We start from the raw sequence: 15,828 nt of genomic DNA, 5'->3' as shown, positions 1-15,828 counted from the left end.
CAACCCAAGCCCCGGTCGATGAGCGCGCCCAGCGCGCGAGCGCCCCGGGGGTTTGATGAGACGTCAGTGGAAGATCAGTGGGCGCCTTCCAGGCTGGACCGGGTCGTTTTGGGAGCGCTATCGGGATCCGCCGTCCACGCGTGGGTGGCAAGACGGGGCAGTGTGCCGTCTCGATAAGCCTGCGCGACGGCGCGTCGTTTGAGCTTGCCGCTGGTGGTGGTGGGAATCGCGCCGCGCCGAACCGTGATCAGTTCATCCAACTGCAGCCCAGTCGCGGCAACGACTTGACATCTCAGTCGGTCGGCTTCGGCCTTGTCGATGATGCTGTCCAATGGGCTTTCCAACACAACCACGACGCGTTCGTTGACCCCGAAACATGCGACTTTGGTCCGGTGCTGCTCGGATTCCCCGCGAATGATGAACTCGATGTCGTAGGGGAATCTGTTTTCTCCGTGGACAATGAACACCTCGTCCTGCCGGCCAAGGATGACGATTTCGTCGTCTACAAGAAAACCCAAGTCGTGGGTGTCGCAGAAGCCTTCCTCGTCGAGCGCGTCCAGCTTCTTCCCGCCCACATAGGCTTTGGCGGCCACGCTGTCGCCGCGCAGTTTGATCGTTCCGGCCCGGGCACCTGGTGCGGCGTCAATGCGCACCTCGTAGCCAGGCAGCACTCGGCCGCCGGTGACGACCTCCGCGGCGGCGTGGGTTTCGGTGCGGAATCCCGTGTTGGGCGCTGACATCGACACGGCGACGGTCGCTTCGGCCAGGCCATAGCCCGAACCCAGGGCCGTGGGGGCAAGTCCGACGCCGGCGAAGGTGGCGGCGAATCTCCGCATGCCCTCGGCATGGACGGGTTCGGAGGCGATGATCAAGCGGCGCATTTTGTGTAGGTCGATGCCTTCGATGTCGGCGCCGCGCCTGTGGTAGGCGTTGATCAGCCACTCCAGAGCGAAGTTAGGCATGAACGTGTGGGTAGCCCCGGAGCTGGTGAGCAGTCTGAGGAATCCCAACGGGTCATACAGAAACCGGTGTGGCGTGGTGAATACCGCGCTGACACTGTTGAAGAGTGCGGCGAATAGGCTGCCCACCAGCCCCATGTCATGGTGCAAGGGCAGCCAGCTGCCCATGACATCGCCGTGCTGGAATTGTGAGCCCACGGCCATTGCGCGCATGTTGGACAGCAGGTTGCGGTAGGTGATGACCACTCCGCGTGGTGCTGCGGTGCTGCCAGAGGTGTATTGGACGTAGGCGTCGTCGTCGAGGGTGCATAGCGGCCAGTCGGCGGTGGCGGTGTCGGCGAGTTGCTGGGCCGTGGCGCGGCCGAACTGCTCGTCGCCAGCCTCGGCTAGGGCAGTAAATCTGCTGATCTGGCAGTCGGTGCTGGCGGCAGCGCGTATCTCGTCGTGTTCGGCCGGTGTGCAGATCAGCACGCGGTGATGGCGCAGCAGTGGGCCGAGCCGAGTCATGAAACGCTCGGTGGTCTTCAGTGCCTCCCGCGGCGGGATGGGTACCGGCACAGCGCCATGGAGCATGAGGCCCAAAAAGCAGGACAGGAATTCCAGGTTGGTGTGGGCGGTGATCAGCACGGGTTCACCGCGTTTGAGGTCAAGACGCCGTAGCGGGGGGATGCATGCCGCCGCGCGCGCGATGAGGTCCTGATAGCTGATTACCTCGGAATCCTCGCAAGTGATCGTCAGCGTGCGGTCCGTGCAAGCCGAGATCTGCTGCCAGGCGATGGCTGGTGAAAGCAAGGCCGCCGTCATGCCCAGAAGCTTTCGGTCGCCGCCGGGTCGGCGTAAAACTCGCTAAGTCGGGTGATCCGACCACCGGCGACGGTAACCAGGATCGCCTCGCGCTGGTCGAGGACCTTCCCGGCCCTGCTGGCCCGCAATCGATACACGGCGATCACCTGGCCATCGGTGTTGCTTAACACGTCTTCAAGCGTCACCGTCATGGTGCCGTCGGCGGCGGCCGCGGTGTCGCCGAGGCACGCAACCACGTTGTCCACGCCGCGGAACACCCCAGCCAGGGCGTGCTTGCCCGGGACAAACTGCTCCACGTCGGGCGCAAAGCATTGCGTCAGCTCGGCGAGGTCGCCGCGGGCAAACGCGGCGAAAGTTCTTCGGACCAGATCAAGATCGGCGTCGTCGGTCATGCTGTTCCTTTCCCAAGTGGGGCCGGCTTGGCGGTTTCGGGGAACCAGACCGCGACGCTGGTGTAGACGTCTCCCACTGTTTTGATGTTCTGTGCGTCGCGGAAAGAGATGGCGATGTCGAATTCGTCTTCTAGCTCGGTGATCAACTGGAACAGCTTGAGCGAGTCAAAACCCAGGTCGTCGACGAGTACCTGGTTCGCGGTGATGCCGCGGTCGGTTCGCAAGATCCGTTGGATGGTGGCGTTGATGGCCTCTTTCATAGCGCGGCTCCTTGCGGGGTCAGGTCCTCGGCAAGGCCGGCAAACACGTGCAAGGCCCGGTCGAGGTCGGATTGTCGGTGGTCGGCTAGGTAGCTGGTGCGGAATCCCGAACGCTCCTCCGGCACGGCTGGGGGGGCCACCGGGTTCACATACACCCCGGAGCGCATCAGCCGCAGATAGCCCGCATGCGCCACGGTCGGGTTGCCCAGGATCACCGGCACGATCGCGGTTCCGTGATACTCGGCCTGATAGCCCTGCCGTGCCAGGCCGGTGGCCATGTACTCGGCCGCGGCCAGCACCCGAGCCCGCCGGTCGGGTTCACGCCGACTGACGCGCAGAGCCGCGTGGGTGGCAGCCGCGGCGGCCGGCGGCAGGCTGGCGGAAAACACATGACCTGAACCGTTGTGCCGGATGTAGTCCACGACGGGCCGATCTCCGGCGATGAACCCGCCGACGGAGGCAAAGGATTTGCTGAACGTGCCCATCACCACGTCCATGCGCGCCAAGACACCCAACGCGGCCGAAGCTCCTCGCCCGTCGGGGCCGAGCACGCCCAGCGCATGGGACTCGTCCACATAGACCCGGCAGCCGTGCCGGTCGGCAAGCTCGGCGATGGTGGCCAGGTCGGCGACGGTGCCTTCCATGCTGAACACCGCGTCCACGACGATGATCCGGCGGCGCCCCTCGGTGCGGCGTAGCACCCGCGCCAGGTGGTCCATGTCGTTGTGCCGGTACAAGGTGAAGTCGGCCCCGGACAACCTGGCGGCGTCGAACAGGCTGCGGTGGTTCAGCGCGTCTTGGATGATCATGTCCCCGGATTCGCATAGCGCGCTGATCGCCGCCAGGTTGCTCTGATATCCGGTGGAGCACAACACGGCGGCGGGTTTGCCCAAAAAACAGGCTAGTTCCTGCTCAAGCGAGACGTGCAAGTCCAACGTGCCGTTCAGCAACGGCGAACCCGAGCAGCCGGTGCCGTACCGTCGCGTGGCCTCCGCCGAGGCCTCCACCACCTCTGGATGGGTGGCCAGGCCCAGATACGAGTTCGTGCCCAGCAACACGATCTCGCCCAGCTCCGCGGCCTTGACCGTGGATCGCTGCGGTCCGGTGAATCGGGGATAAAAACCGTAGACTCCGCCGAGTTTGAGCCCCGTGTATTTGTGCTGACGATCGATCTTGCGAAAGATATCGTGTTCGGGTAGCCCGTCCTGGTCCAGACGTATTCGCTCTTCCCAGCGACAGAATTCCTCCGACATATCGTCGGGTAGCGTTGGCCGTTGAATATTGTGCATCATCATTCGCGCTAACGTTGCCGTATGCACCGGATCCGTGCTGTGACGCAGGAAATAGATGGTCGGTATGACTCGGGCACCCGGAATGCGAAGTTTTGTGAAATAGTTCGTAATACCCATTTCCATTCGCCGTTTATCTCGGCTGATCGCATCTTTTAGGCTGAGCATCAGCGCCGCCCGGTACAGATTCGCCTTCCTATAATGTTCAAAATCACGATCGATGCCCCACTCAAGCAGTATGTAGTTCTCATCCGCACCCCAAACGTTCAAAAAGAAGGCAATTGGCGTGCCCTGGTAGCGGAACAACCACAGTCTGCTACGTCCATGCAGATGCCGAGAACACGCCGCGAAGAACTCAGGGTTCAGGTCCTCGCGCTGGTAATCCTTTGCCTCCGTCTTGACGTTGCGCCAAAGCCGGGCCAATACCGGCGCATGCTCGGCATACTCGTCGAGTTCCTCGACCTCGATACCGAACCGCTCACGAAACTCCAGCGACGTCTTCAACGGCAGGCGCCTTTTGTGAGACAGGCAGCCCAGTGCCTCTTCCACGCTCGACCAGCTGATGGTCGTGTCTACCCGGGAAAAGCCCAGCGCAGGCCGAAAGCCCAACGGGCGCAGGATGTCAAGGTATCGCTGGTAGTGTTCCGGGTCCACGTCCCGGATCATCAAGAAATCCGACCCGTCGTCATGCGCCAACTGGTCCATCTGGCCGGCCAGCACAGGCAATACCCGCTCCAAGTCGGTGTCGGACCGCAACGCCAGCGGGTTGCTCACCATGGTGAGCAACCCGCACTCGAGGAAACGGAAGGTCATAAACCCCGGAAACCACCGTTTGATGGTCGTTCGCCAGGCCGGAGTGAGCTTGCGGTCGGTGGTGGCCAGGTCGAAACAGACGCTATAGAGGTTTGCCCGGCCTAGCGGTTGCCCATCGGCCAAATCCGCCATGAAGTAATAGTGCTTCAGGTCGTTGATCCCCGAGTCCTCGACAGGGCGCAGAAAGTCATAGCCCAAGCCAGTGGGCATCCGACCGCCCGGAAGATTCCAGCTGTCCGGACAAATGTCCCGCAGGCTGCGGTAAACCCTCGCCAGCGTGGGCCTGTCATTGTCCGTATCCACATTCACCCCCCACGCAAATACACCGCTCGAAAACAGCTAGCCTATTGGTGGACCTGAAAGCGCATCCACCACCGAAGGTGGCGGTGGGAACAGAGTCACGGGGTGCAAAGTCGAATCGACTCAGCGCTGCCGCCGATCGGCACTGCGACAACGCGCCGACACGGTCACCCAATACCGCACCTTTCGACGTTATCGCCGGCCCACCAGCACCGGCACCACAATGCACCAAACGCAACATCGCACGCGCATTGGGTCGCATAGCGCCGCTAAGAGTAGGACGTGCCGCCGTGAATTATCAATAGCCTCAGGCTGATTCACGAAAAATTGACGTTCGCTGTATAGCTAGCCGACAAATGGCTGGGGCATGTCCATCACAGCGACAATGGCGGGGCGGTTACGCTGTTATGTCAGGCAAGCGGTGCCTCGGATGCTCCCGGCCCCACCCGGCTCTTCCGAGTTGATGGGTGGCTCGTGTGACCGATTCGCGCGAACACATCTGATTCGCATCGCGGCTTCGGGGTCTGGATGCCAGCCGGGTGCCAGGCTTGGATATCGGCTTTCAGGGTGGCCACGGCCCGGCTGTGGGCCTTGCGCCCCGCGCCGAAATGCCTTGCCAGCAAATGGGCTTGATCCTCGCAGATACCGATGTCACTGCAGGCGGCCGCCGTACCGTGCCCGGTTCTCGGCCTCAACCTCGTCGCGCAGGGCCGTAATCGCCAGGTTCACTCGGTCGGCCAGCTCCCCGTGCGCGTAGCCGGTCATCACGCCCGGATGCAACGTCAGCTCGAGCAACCGCCCGTCCGAATTGGCAACAGCGCGAACGTCTCCCAAGTCCACGCTGTAGGTAACAGTTTCAGCCTGCGTGACGAGCGCCTCCCACTTGTCGGCCGCCTCGCTCAAGTCACGAAGAACCGATTCGACGAGGTCTCGGTCGCTCAGCTGGCTCGGTTCGCTGCGACTGTCCGACCCCGACACCATGACAGTATGTCCACGCCCCCCACCAGCGTCAATTCATCGCCGGACGCTTGCCGTGGGGATTCGAGAAAGCTATCGGCGTGAATCGAGTTCCCGGAACCACGCGAAGTGATAGTTCGCCGCGATCGGGTCTCCCGTGACGCTGCGCTCGGTGGCGGCCAACAACATACAGTTGAGCAGTAACGCCGGATCGACCCGGGGATACTGGGCCAAGACGTGGTGGAGCGCGGTATCGACGTGCACCCGCAACAGGTCGACTTCCTCGGCGGCGGCGCCGTTGCCGGCCGCCGTGGCCATGGCGTGCACGATCTTCGGTAAGCCGTCGTGCCGCTGGGTCGCTATGCCCAGCTCCACACTCAGGCCGGCGATCGCTGGCAACGCTCGCGGCTGCACCGAGGACGTCGGCGCGGTTGAATCGACCGCCCGACGCAGCGAGTCACCGGGGGTGTACGTCTTGCAACACGTCGTGATACCGACCAACTCGGGGGCTCTGCCGGCGCGTCGCGCCGGTGCCAACAATCGCACGCCTTCGGGAAGGGCGATGCCCGGAGGTATCCAACCATGGGCGACGTCGGTGACCAGGACCGTCGTGCCGTCCGCGTGAACGCCGACCGCCCAGTTCAGCCGTGGCTCCTGACGAGCCACGAACGCCAGGAGGCGCTGCAGTCGGGCTTCGTCATCCTCGGCGGCGGCAACCGGCCAATCCGTACAGGCCTGGTCAGCGGGCTGAACTACCGTGACGGCCGGCATGAGTCGTGTCGTGTCCAGATCCGAGCCGCCGGCGCCGCGCATACGCGGAATTTCCACGGGAACGCGCCCCGTTATCTGCCGAAGCTCGCGCATCGCCGACTCGACGCGACGCATCGCCGACGCGCGGGCGCGGTCGATCACTCTGTCTTCTTCTGCGCGTCGCGTCGAATCAGCCATCCCCGCACGCCAGATGACCATCAGCTCGTCGTTGGCAGAACCAACTATCCGATGCAGATCCGCTTTCAGATGTTCTGCAAGCGTGGCGGTTTCGGCGGTGTTAGACGAAAGCTCAGCGGGCCAGAGCCCGCCAATTACCCGTGTGGTGCAATCCAGCGAGGAGCTAAACGTCGGAATCGTGAGGGATTCCCGGGTCGCTCTCCGGAGTCGCTGGCGCGCACTCCATCGACCGAAGATCGCCACCGGGTAAGCGTACCGGCATCATCTGGCCCGCGCAGGCGGTGAGCGGGTGGTGAATTGTGTGTCAGACGGGGCCTGGGTAGCGTGGGGTTATGGCTGATTCTGCGCTGCAGCAGCAACTCGACGAGGTGCGGGCTCTGCTCACTCGAGCGCGAGAATTGTTCGGCCCCAATCCGATCGAGCCGCCCACCGACATCGCACCCGATCCCGACAGCACCAAGACCTGGCTCATCTAGCACTTCAACGGTTACGGCGGCGCAGTTGATGGGCCAGCAGCTTTTCGATCGCGACGTTCAGGTCGTCGGTCGTGGGAACCTGCGCGGACGGGGTGTGGCCCGCCGCCACGATCTCGTTGCGTACTTCCAGCAACGCTTTAAGGCAGGACACGTCGGCGGTGAGCAGGATGGCTTCCGCCAGGGTTTCTGCGTCGGTCTCCATCGCCGCCTCGCTCAGCGAGACGCTATGCATGTATCCACCGCGGCAGGACCGAACAAGAATGTGCCCGCTGGGGTGGACCGTGTCGAAAGCGGGATTGGCGTCGGTCATCGCCCTGTCATCGGCTCCCGTCAATGATGTTGCCGAGGCTGCGCGACGCCGCTCGCTCGTGCTGCTCCCACATCGCGGCCGACGTTCGCAGGTTCTGGGCAATATCGGCGTGGTTGTCGGCTTGCTGCTGGTAGCACTGCTTTCTGAGCTCGAGCAGCTCACGCCCGGTGTCGCGGAGCTCACTGAAAATAGGCCCCAGCGAGTCCAGACTTTCGCGGATCGCGTCGTGCGACGACGGCACGGTCCGCAGGTAGTCGGCGGTCTGCTGGTGATGGGCAGCGGCCTGACGTAAATGTGCAGGCTGCACGTGAATTCGATCTGTCATCCGCTGTCTCCTCTTGTTGTGACCGGGCGGTCAGTACCTATCGAGCGGCCGCCGGCCTGGTTGGTGTCGGTGCTTCGGTCCTCGCCGGCGCGGTCGCGGTCGCCGCTGGATGTATCCAGCCTAGAAAGTTTGGCCCTCGCACGGCTGAGATGTGTTGAATCTGGCCGTCCAGAAGAGCTTTGCTAGGGCCAAGGGCAAGGGCGTGGCGATCGGTGAACACACCTACGTCTCCCGCTGAGATCCGGGCGGGGTCGACGGGGTTGGCGACCGCGGTTCCCGGTAGCGGGATGGCAATTCCCTGTTGTTGGAACGCATCTGCGATCGGTGTGCCGCTGGCCGCCGCCTTGATCGCCGCGGCGAGCTGGGGACTGGCCGCGGTCACCGTCTCACCGTTGGGCAGCGTCACGGTCGTCGGAGCCTGCGGTGGCGATTCTGACTTGCCCAGCCCGGCGTCCTCGTCGGCGCCTTCTCGGTCGTCGGCGCGACGCTCATCCGGTTCGTTGGAATGCTCATAATCGGCCGGATCCCTGACTTCTTGTCCCCGTTCGTCGAAGTCCGTCAACTCCGGTTCGTCACCCACGCCGCGCAGCAGGCCGGAGAGCGGAAGCCCACCCGGCGCGCTCACACCGGGGACCAAGGCCGGTGTTGCTCCGCCACCCGGCATCGTTGCTCCGCCAAGATTGGGCAGGCTTGGCGTCGACGACGCTGATGGTATTGCCGCGGATGTGCCTCCCGGCACCTGTAGGTCATCGGCCAGCAAACCCGGATCCTCGAGCAGCAGCGAGTCGAGGAGGCAATCGGGTTCGGCTCGTGTCGGCAACTCCGGCTGCTGACCGGCACCGCGTGCGGGCGCGCCGCCCGAGCCGACCGACGCCGGTCCGCGGTCATCGGCATCGCCACGGTCGCCCTTGGATGCGTCATACAGCGATGTCCAGGCGGCCATCAGAGCGGATTTCGACGCAGCGTCCAGGCTCGCGGTCGCAACCACCTCCCGGATATCCTTGAGCTTGCCGATCAAGAAACGCTGGAAATCACGCGCGCCGGCCGGAGTGTCCAGATCGGATCGAATGCGTACCGCGGCTTCGATCTCTTGCTGAAGCTCGTGCAGCGATTCGCCACCCTCGACAGTCTTCAGATGCGCGTTCAGAATTGCCGAGACGACCTGCAGATCGAGCTGCGCGGTAGCCGAATTCTGATGTGCCAGAGCTGCTTCCGCATCCGCGATGGCACGGGCGGCGTCTCCTTGTTCCCGATCGGGCGGTGCTGGATAGTACAGGTTCGAATGCCGCTGGCGGATCTTACGCAAAATGGCATCGAGCTGTTCGGAACGTGTCGTGGACGTGACCACCGCGGTCACCTCGGTCGGTGTCAACCCGGTCTGCCACGCGTTTGGGTCACCGGTTCGGTCGCGGACGTACCTGATCGTGGCAAGGAGATCTTCGTGCGTGGACATCGCCGCGTCAAACGCCACTGCGACCCACTGCGGGCCCTGTCCCCGGCGCTTCCATGCCGCGTGACAGTACCTAGGTGTGTAGTCGCCGACAATTCACCCAACGCCTGCCGGTCCAGCGTATCCGGTCCGCAGCTAACGGGCCGGTTCCGTGTACTGTGCCCGCAGGCGCTTTAGCACAGCGCTTTTTGCGCGATCGAGCTCGTGGGCGGCGGCGACGACCGCTACGATCTCGCGCTGCTTGGCGACCAGGAACGTTTGAAACTCACGCGCTCCCATGGGCGTATCGACGGCAAGCTGATCCTGATCCGGAACCGCGCGGTCGAGTTCGGCCGCGATAGCATCCAGCCGACGGACGCTTTCCCGCATGGCCGCATGCGCGCTGGCTAGCACGTCGGCCAACTCACGGTCGGCTTCGGCCACGGCGTCGTGTTGCCTTGCCAGCAAAGCCTGGCGCTCCTGGATGACAGCTACCGAAGACCCGGCTTGCTCCGACATGGTTCAACCTTCTCATCCTGCCCGTCTGATTGGGCGATTATCTGCCACTCAGCGGTCGCCGAATCTGCACGTTGTTGCCCAGCGAGCTGACCCGAACCGACGCGCCCGCATGGGGCGCCTCGACGACCAGATTGTTGCCGATCGCCAGCTGCACGTGCCCGGGGTGCGGGAAGACCAGATCGCCCGGCCGGACCTGTGAGCGCGGCACCGGGATCCCCTCGTTGATCTGTTGATAGGTGGTGCGATCCAGGTGAACACCCGCCTGGGCGTAGGCCCACTGGACCAAACCGGAACAGTCGAACTGGTTGGGCCCCGTTGCGCCCCAGACATAGGGACGGCCAAGTCGCGACAGCGCGGCGTGGACCGCGATGCCGGCGCGACCGCTCGGCGACGGCAGCCGAAGTTTGGCCAGCGCGACCCCCGGGCCGTGCGCCACCCGGTACCGCAGCGCACGCAGCGCCGCCAGGTGCCGTCGTGCCCGTCGTCGCGCCGTCAGCACATGGGCTCGTTGCGCGCGCAGCCGCGCCACACGACGGCGTATGGCTTCGCGCTGGGCTATCGGCATAACCGCAGTAACGGTGGTATCCGAGCGAGCCTCGTCGAGAACGGTTCCGGTCGACCGCCGGGCCCATGCCCGATCCCGTTGAGCGCCGGTGATGACGGCCCCGGCCGCGGCATCGGTTCGCGCAGCAGACAGCAAGGCCGCCCGGCTGTGGTCCACGGCGAGTTGATACCGGCGCTGGCCCGCACCCACATTCAGGTCGGCAGCCCGAGACAGCAGATCCCCGTAGGGTGTGGTGCCCGCATCCAACCCCGGTCGCCGACTGTCTCCGGCGAACAGTTGATGAGCGCGACTCAACAGCTCGACCTCGCTGTAATTCACTGCTGCCCCTCATCCGCGTCGTGACTTGCCTCGATTGCGTCGACGAAGGCTCGGACGCGGGGGAGCGCGCCCGCAGGGATGACGCCCCGATTGCGGATATCCCACATTTCGTCGGCGCCGACGCCGATTAGCGCGGCCACGACCGCCTCCGGTAACGACGACTGCGCACATGCCCGATCGAACCGGGCGCTCAAGCTTGTCGGCATCCGCTCCAGTAGCGCGCCGCGCGTGGCTTCCAGCGCCCGCAGATGCTCCATGAGCCGGCCGGTCGAGTCGGCGCCGGCGTTCACCGCCACCCGCCAGGAGCTGGCGGCCAGCATCTCCGCCTTCACGCATTGCGCGATCACAGAGAGAATATACGTCTCGTATTCGTTGGAGGTCGTCGCAGGCAATCGGTCGATGACGGATTTGATGGCATCGAGCTGTGCTTCGGCGTAGCCCTCCAGCACGTCGGTATCGCTGTGGCGGTCCACGACGACCGCACCGGCGCGGCGGACAGCCGTCGGGTTGGACGGCTGTGCGGCGATCAGTCGGGCCAGCTCCGCATCGGGATCAGCGGCGACCAACAGCCGCGAGTAGGTGCCAGGCGGCAGGCCGAGGCCATTTTCGACCTTCTGAACTGTGCTTTTGTGTGGCTTGCGGGCACCGCGCTCCAGATAGCTCAGGCCCATGGTGCTTACGCCAGTGGCGGCCGCCAGGTCCGCGAGGGACCAGTCACGCGACTCGCGAAGTGCGCGAATGGCCGCGCCGGCCGACTCACGGCTCACCGCACGCTCCGGCCATAAGCCGGATACTACCCGGATACGACTCGGCCGCGGCCACCCCTTATGTATATACGTTTTTATCGCGATTCTCTTGCAGAGCCGCCACAGACATATACGCTTTTGCCTACGTTTCGTTCAACAAGGAGGCCGGCACATGGCACACCCCTGCGCAACCGACCCGGAACTATGGTTCGGGTACCCCGATGACGACGGCAGCGACGGCGCCGCTAAGGCACGCGCCTATGAGCGGTCGGCCACCCAAGCGCGGATCCAATGCCTGCGCCGGTGCCCGCTCCTACAGCAGCGCCGGTGTGCTCAACACGCGGTCGAGCATCGGGTGGAGTACGGCGTATGGGCCGGCATCAAGCTTCCCGGCGGCCAGTACCGAAAGCGCGAACAGCTCGCGGCAGCCCACGACGTGCTGCGTCGGATTGCCGGCGGCGAGATCAATTCCAGGCAGCTCCCGGACAATGCGGCTCTGCTGGCCCGCAACGAAGGACTCGAGGTCACCCCGGTGCCCGGGGTCGTGGTGCACCTGCCGATCGCACAGGTTGGCCCACAACCGGCCGCTTGATGCCCGGTCGGCAAGCCCGGCAGTTGCCAAACCCAGCGTGATCAGGCTCGGCTCGCGAGTTCGCCGAAGAAGTGGCTCGCCTGATCACCTACCATCGGCCAGGATCTGCGTGTCATCACGACGCTCGCCAAGGAGGTTGTTGTGGTGCTATCGACGGCCTTTAGCCAGATGTTCGGAATCGACTATCCGATAGTGTCCGCGCCAATGGACTTGATCGCCGGCGGTGAGCTGGCTGCCGCGGTAAGTGGCGCAGGGGGACTCGGCCTCATCGGGGGCGGCTATGGGGACCGGGATTGGTTGGCCCGGCAGTTCGATCTCGCCGCTGGAGCGCCGGTGGGCTGCGGGTTCATCACCTGGTCTTTGGCCCGCCAACCGCAGCTGCTCGACCTCGCGCTGCAGTATGAGCCGGTGGCGGTGATGCTGTCGTTCGGGGACCCCGCGGTTTTCGCTGACGCCATCAAGTCCGCCGGAACGCGGTTGGTCTGCCAGATCCAAAACCGGACCCAGGCCGAGCGAGCCCTGCAGGTCGGCGCCGATGTGTTGGTGGCTCAGGGCACCGAGGCCGGTGGGCACGGCCACGGTCCACGTTCCACCCTGACCTTGGTACCCGAAATCGTCGACCTGGTCACCGCGCGGGGAACTGATATCCCGGTGATCGCCGCCGGGGGCATCGCCCACGGCCGGGGCCTTGCCGCCGCGTTGATGTTGGGCGCCGCCGGGGTATTGGTCGGTACGCGCTTCTACGCCACGGTCGAAGCGTTATCCACACCGCAGGCGCGGGACCCGCTGCTGGCGGCCACTGGCGACGACATGTGCCGCACCACTATCTACGATCAGCTACGGCGCTATCCCTGGCCGCAAGGACACACGATGAGCGTGCTAAGCAACGCCCTCACCGACCAATTCGAGGACACCGAACTCGACATTCTCCATCGCGAAGAAGCCATGGCCAGATATTGGCGAGCCGTTGCTGCGCGTGACTACAGCATCGCCAATGTCACCGCCGGTCAAGCCGCGGGCCTGGTCAATGCCGTCCTGCCAGCCGCCGACGTGATAACCGGTATGGCGCAACAAGCGGCGAGGACGCTGACCGCGATGCGCGCCGTGTAAAAGGGTACCGAGGCGCCCCGCCACCCGGCTGCGGCCGCGACCGAGCTGAACCGGACAGCGCCGGCGATAGTCACGTCGATACCGGGGTTGCCCTGGGCTGGCCGTGGGCGTGCGCTAGCCGTTCCAACCACGCCCATGGCGGCCGTTTCGACGACGATGTCGGTCACGACTCGTCTCACAGTACAGTGGGCGAAGGGGGACTTGAACCCCCACGTCCCGAAGGACACTGGCACCTGAAGCCAGCGCGTCTGCCATTCCGCCACTCGCCCGCAACAACCGGAGGACCATACCACTGTAGTAGCCGCAGGCCCCATCCGCTGCCAGGGGCGCCGGCGGGCTCAGTGGGCGTGGCCGGCCCTTTCCGCTCGCTCACACTGTCCCGATACCATGATTGATTGACACGACATACAGGCGAGTCGTTTGCCTTGCGCCGACGATGCACCAGAACAGTGAGGCGAGCGCTGAAAGATGGGTAGCCAGAAAAGGCTGGTTCAGCGCGTTGAGCGCAAACTCGAGCAGACGGTTGGCGATGCGTTTGCCCGCATCTTTGGAGGCTCGATCGTCCCGCAAGAGGTCGAAGCCCTGCTGCGCCGCGAGGCGGCCGACGGCATCCAGTCGCTGCAGGGAAATCGCCTTTTGGCGCCCAACGAATACATCATTACCCTCGGTGTGCACGACTTTGAGAAGTTGGGCGCTGATCCTGAGCTGAAGTCAACCGGTTTTGCTCGGGACTTGGCGGACTATATCCAAGAACAGGGGTGGCAAACGTATGGTGATGTGGTCGTCCGATTCGAGCAGTCGTCGAACCTGCATACCGGCCAGTTCCGCGCCCGCGGCACTGTTAACCCCGACGTTGAGACCCACCCGCCGGTCATCGATTGCGCCCGGCCACAATCAAACCACGCGTTTGGCGCAGAACCAGGAGTAGCACCAATGAGTGACAATTCGAGCTACCGTGGCGGTCAGGGGCAGGGGCGTCCCGACGAGTATTACGACGACCGCTATGCGCGTCCGCAAGAGGATCCGCGTGGTGGCCCGGATCCGCAAGGCGGATCTGACCCCCGCGGGGGGTATCCACCCGAGACGGGCGGCTACCCGCCCCAGCCGGGCTACCCACGCCCGCGCCACCCGGACCAGGGCGACTACCCCGAGCAAATCGGGTACCCCGACCAGGGCGGTTACCCCGAGCAACGCGGCTACCCCGACCAGCGCGGGTACCAGGACCAGGGTCGAGGCTACCCCGACCAAGGGCAGGGGGGCTATCCGCCGCCCTACGAGCAACGCCCTCCTGTTTCTCCCGGCCCGGCTGCCGGCTACGGCGCTCCCGGCTACGACCAGGGCTATCGCCAAAGCGGCGGCTACGGCCCTTCACCCGGTGGCGGCCAGCCCGGCTACGGCGGGTACGGGGAGTACGGGCGTGGCCCGGCTCGCCACGAGGAGGGCAGCTATGTGCCCTCTGGCCCTCCGGGCCCGCCCGAGCAACGACCGGCTTACCCCGACCAAGGCGGTTACGACCAGGGCTACCAGCAAGGCGCCACGACATACGGCCGGCAAGACTATGGCGGCGGCGCTGACTACACCCGCTACACCGAATCCCCGCGGGTCCCGGGATACGCTCCTCAGGGTGGCGGGTACGCCGAACCCGCCGGCCGAGACTACGACTACGGCCAATCAGGCGCTCCGGACTACGGTCAGCCAGCGCCCGGTGGCTACAGCGGTTACGGGCAGGGCGGCTATGGGTCCGCCGGAACGTCGGTTACGCTGCAGCTCGACGACGGCAGCGGACGCACTTACCAGCTCCGCGAGGGCTCCAACATCATCGGTCGCGGACAGGACGCCCAGTTCCGGCTGCCCGACACCGGTGTGTCACGCCGTCACTTGGAGATCCGGTGGGACGGGCAGGTCGCATTGCTCGCAGACCTGAACTCCACCAACGGCACCACTGTTAACAATGCACCGGTACAGGAGTGGCAGTTGGCCGACGGTGATGTGATCCGCTTGGGACACTCCGAGATCATCGTCCGCATGCACTGAACCTACTGGGCTCGAAGCTGCCGGGGTTGACCCGCGCCGACCACCGTCAAAGTATCGTGACTTTGCTGACGTGCTCGGCAGCGCGGGGCCGGAGCAGACGGTGCAGGACGGAAAGGACGCCAGATGCAGGGGTTGGTACTGCAACTGACGCGTGCCGGATTCTTGATGTTGTTGTGGGTATTCATCTGGTCCGTGCTACGGATCTTGAAGACCGACATTTATGCGCCGACCGGCGCGGTCATGATGCGCCGCGGCCTGGCGCTGCGAGGGACGCTCTTAGGCGCGCGTCAGCGCCGGCACGCTGCACGCTACCTGGTGGTGACCGAAGGTGCGTTGACTGGCGCGCGTATCACGCTGAGCGAACAGCCGGTGTTGATCGGGCGCGCCGACGACTCGACCCTGGTGCTGACCGACGACTACGCCTCGACGCGGCACGCTCGGCTGTCTATGCGCGGCTCCGAGTGGTACGTCGAAGATCTAGGATCGACCAACGGCACTTACCTGGACAGGGCGAAGGTGACGACTGCGGTACGAGTTCCGATCGGAACGCCGGTTCGCATCGGCAAAACTGCAATCGAGTTGCGCCCGTGACCCGCGCTGGCGACGATGCAGAGCGCAGAGAAGCGGTGGGGGCGCGCCCCCACAAGTGGGGGGTACCCCCACCCGCTTGCGGGGGAGAGTG

General features: G+C 64.8%; 17 protein-coding genes, 1 tRNA gene and 1 pseudogene. 5 read left to right on the top strand and 14 right to left on the bottom strand.

Annotation, left to right across the window (positions count from 1 at the left end):
- Nucleotides 1-74 precede the first annotated feature (74 nt).
- From fadD34 to FF952_RS00175, 7 genes and pseudogenes are all read right to left on the bottom strand, one after another.
- Nucleotides 75-1,763 carry a fatty acyl-AMP ligase FadD34 gene (fadD34, locus tag FF952_RS00200; RefSeq protein ID WP_003400425.1) on the bottom strand — a complete coding sequence of 563 codons (1,689 nt, stop codon included), beginning with the start codon at nt 1,761-1,763 and terminating at the stop codon, nt 75-77.
- Nucleotides 1,760-2,155 (bottom strand): nuclear transport factor 2 family protein, encoded by a 396-nt coding sequence (locus tag FF952_RS00195; protein ID WP_003400421.1) that lies wholly within the window; start codon nt 2,153-2,155, stop codon nt 1,760-1,762. Before FF952_RS00195 ends, fadD34 begins: the two co-directional genes overlap by 4 nt.
- Nucleotides 2,152-2,415 (bottom strand): acyl carrier protein, encoded by a 264-nt coding sequence (locus FF952_RS00190; protein ID WP_003400418.1) that lies wholly within the window; start codon nt 2,413-2,415, stop codon nt 2,152-2,154. Before FF952_RS00190 ends, FF952_RS00195 begins: the two co-directional genes overlap by 4 nt.
- Entirely contained in the window at nt 2,412-4,727 is a 2,316-nt protein-coding gene (locus FF952_RS00185) for an aminotransferase class I/II-fold pyridoxal phosphate-dependent enzyme (protein ID WP_003905217.1), read from the bottom strand. Before FF952_RS00185 ends, FF952_RS00190 begins: the two co-directional genes overlap by 4 nt.
- A gap of 602 nt (nt 4,728-5,329) precedes the next feature.
- A pseudogene (locus FF952_RS20865) lies at nt 5,330-5,455 on the bottom strand (hypothetical protein); the annotation flags it as partial.
- 13 nt (nt 5,456-5,468) lie between these two features.
- Nucleotides 5,469-5,798, bottom strand: coding sequence for a DUF2710 domain-containing protein (locus FF952_RS00180; RefSeq protein ID WP_003400413.1), 330 nt, complete (start codon nt 5,796-5,798; stop codon nt 5,469-5,471).
- A 69-nt stretch (nt 5,799-5,867) separates the two neighbouring features.
- Nucleotides 5,868-6,965 (bottom strand): DUF5632 domain-containing protein, encoded by a 1,098-nt coding sequence (locus FF952_RS00175; protein WP_003400411.1) that lies wholly within the window; start codon nt 6,963-6,965, stop codon nt 5,868-5,870.
- 89 nt (nt 6,966-7,054) lie between these two features.
- Between FF952_RS00175 and FF952_RS00170 the strand changes: the two genes are divergently transcribed.
- Nucleotides 7,055-7,198 (top strand): hypothetical protein, encoded by a 144-nt coding sequence (locus FF952_RS00170; RefSeq protein ID WP_003400408.1) that lies wholly within the window; start codon nt 7,055-7,057, stop codon nt 7,196-7,198.
- A 4-nt stretch (nt 7,199-7,202) separates the two neighbouring features.
- Here FF952_RS00170 and FF952_RS00165 read toward each other — a convergent pair whose 3' ends face one another.
- The 6 genes from FF952_RS00165 to FF952_RS00140 form a co-directional block, all read right to left on the bottom strand.
- Nucleotides 7,203-7,508 (bottom strand): DUF2694 domain-containing protein, encoded by a 306-nt coding sequence (locus FF952_RS00165; protein ID WP_003400405.1) that lies wholly within the window; start codon nt 7,506-7,508, stop codon nt 7,203-7,205.
- A 7-nt stretch (nt 7,509-7,515) separates the two neighbouring features.
- Nucleotides 7,516-7,833 (bottom strand): ESX-1 secretion-associated protein, encoded by a 318-nt coding sequence (locus FF952_RS00160; RefSeq protein ID WP_003400401.1) that lies wholly within the window; start codon nt 7,831-7,833, stop codon nt 7,516-7,518.
- A 37-nt stretch (nt 7,834-7,870) separates the two neighbouring features.
- Entirely contained in the window at nt 7,871-9,286 is a 1,416-nt protein-coding gene (locus tag FF952_RS00155) for a DUF4226 domain-containing protein (RefSeq protein ID WP_025990662.1), read from the bottom strand.
- A gap of 132 nt (nt 9,287-9,418) precedes the next feature.
- Nucleotides 9,419-9,781, bottom strand: a complete 363-nt coding sequence (locus FF952_RS00150; protein WP_003400395.1) for a DUF4226 domain-containing protein — start codon at nt 9,779-9,781, stop codon at nt 9,419-9,421.
- A gap of 37 nt (nt 9,782-9,818) precedes the next feature.
- Entirely contained in the window at nt 9,819-10,664 is an 846-nt protein-coding gene (locus FF952_RS00145) for a C40 family peptidase (RefSeq protein WP_003400393.1), read from the bottom strand.
- Nucleotides 10,661-11,431: a helix-turn-helix domain-containing protein gene (locus FF952_RS00140; protein WP_003400391.1), complete on the bottom strand. Its 771-nt coding sequence runs from the start codon at nt 11,429-11,431 to the stop codon at nt 10,661-10,663. The genes FF952_RS00145 and FF952_RS00140 overlap by 4 nt, the downstream gene beginning before the upstream one ends.
- Before the next feature lie 151 nt (nt 11,432-11,582).
- On the opposite strand from FF952_RS00140, the gene whiB5 reads away from it, so the two are divergent.
- The gene (gene whiB5, locus FF952_RS00135; protein WP_003400388.1) at nt 11,583-12,002 is read left to right on the top strand and encodes a transcriptional regulator WhiB5; all 420 of its coding nucleotides are present in this window, start codon (nt 11,583-11,585) and stop codon (nt 12,000-12,002) included.
- Nucleotides 12,003-12,143: 141 nt separating this feature from the next.
- Nucleotides 12,144-13,112 (top strand): NAD(P)H-dependent flavin oxidoreductase, encoded by a 969-nt coding sequence (locus FF952_RS00130; protein WP_003905212.1) that lies wholly within the window; start codon nt 12,144-12,146, stop codon nt 13,110-13,112.
- 186 nt (nt 13,113-13,298) lie between these two features.
- Here the strand turns inward: FF952_RS00130 and FF952_RS00125 are convergent.
- Nucleotides 13,299-13,381: transfer RNA gene (locus FF952_RS00125), tRNA-Leu, on the bottom strand.
- 199 nt (nt 13,382-13,580) lie between these two features.
- Between FF952_RS00125 and fhaA the strand changes: the two genes are divergently transcribed.
- Together fhaA and FF952_RS00115 are read left to right on the top strand one after the other, a co-directional pair.
- Nucleotides 13,581-15,146 carry a cell division-associated protein FhaA gene (gene fhaA / locus FF952_RS00120; RefSeq protein WP_003899777.1) on the top strand — a complete coding sequence of 522 codons (1,566 nt, stop codon included), beginning with the start codon at nt 13,581-13,583 and terminating at the stop codon, nt 15,144-15,146.
- A 123-nt stretch (nt 15,147-15,269) separates the two neighbouring features.
- Entirely contained in the window at nt 15,270-15,737 is a 468-nt protein-coding gene (locus FF952_RS00115; protein ID WP_003400373.1) for an FHA domain-containing protein FhaB/FipA, read from the top strand.
- Nucleotides 15,738-15,828 lie beyond the last annotated feature (91 nt).

It is taken from the genome of Mycobacterium tuberculosis complex sp. N0072 (assembly GCF_030323725.1).
In the GTDB taxonomy this organism is placed as follows: domain Bacteria; phylum Actinomycetota; class Actinomycetes; order Mycobacteriales; family Mycobacteriaceae; genus Mycobacterium; species Mycobacterium tuberculosis.
The sequence above is the reverse complement of the archived record's forward strand: the minus strand, read 5'-3'. Positions and strand labels throughout refer to the sequence as shown.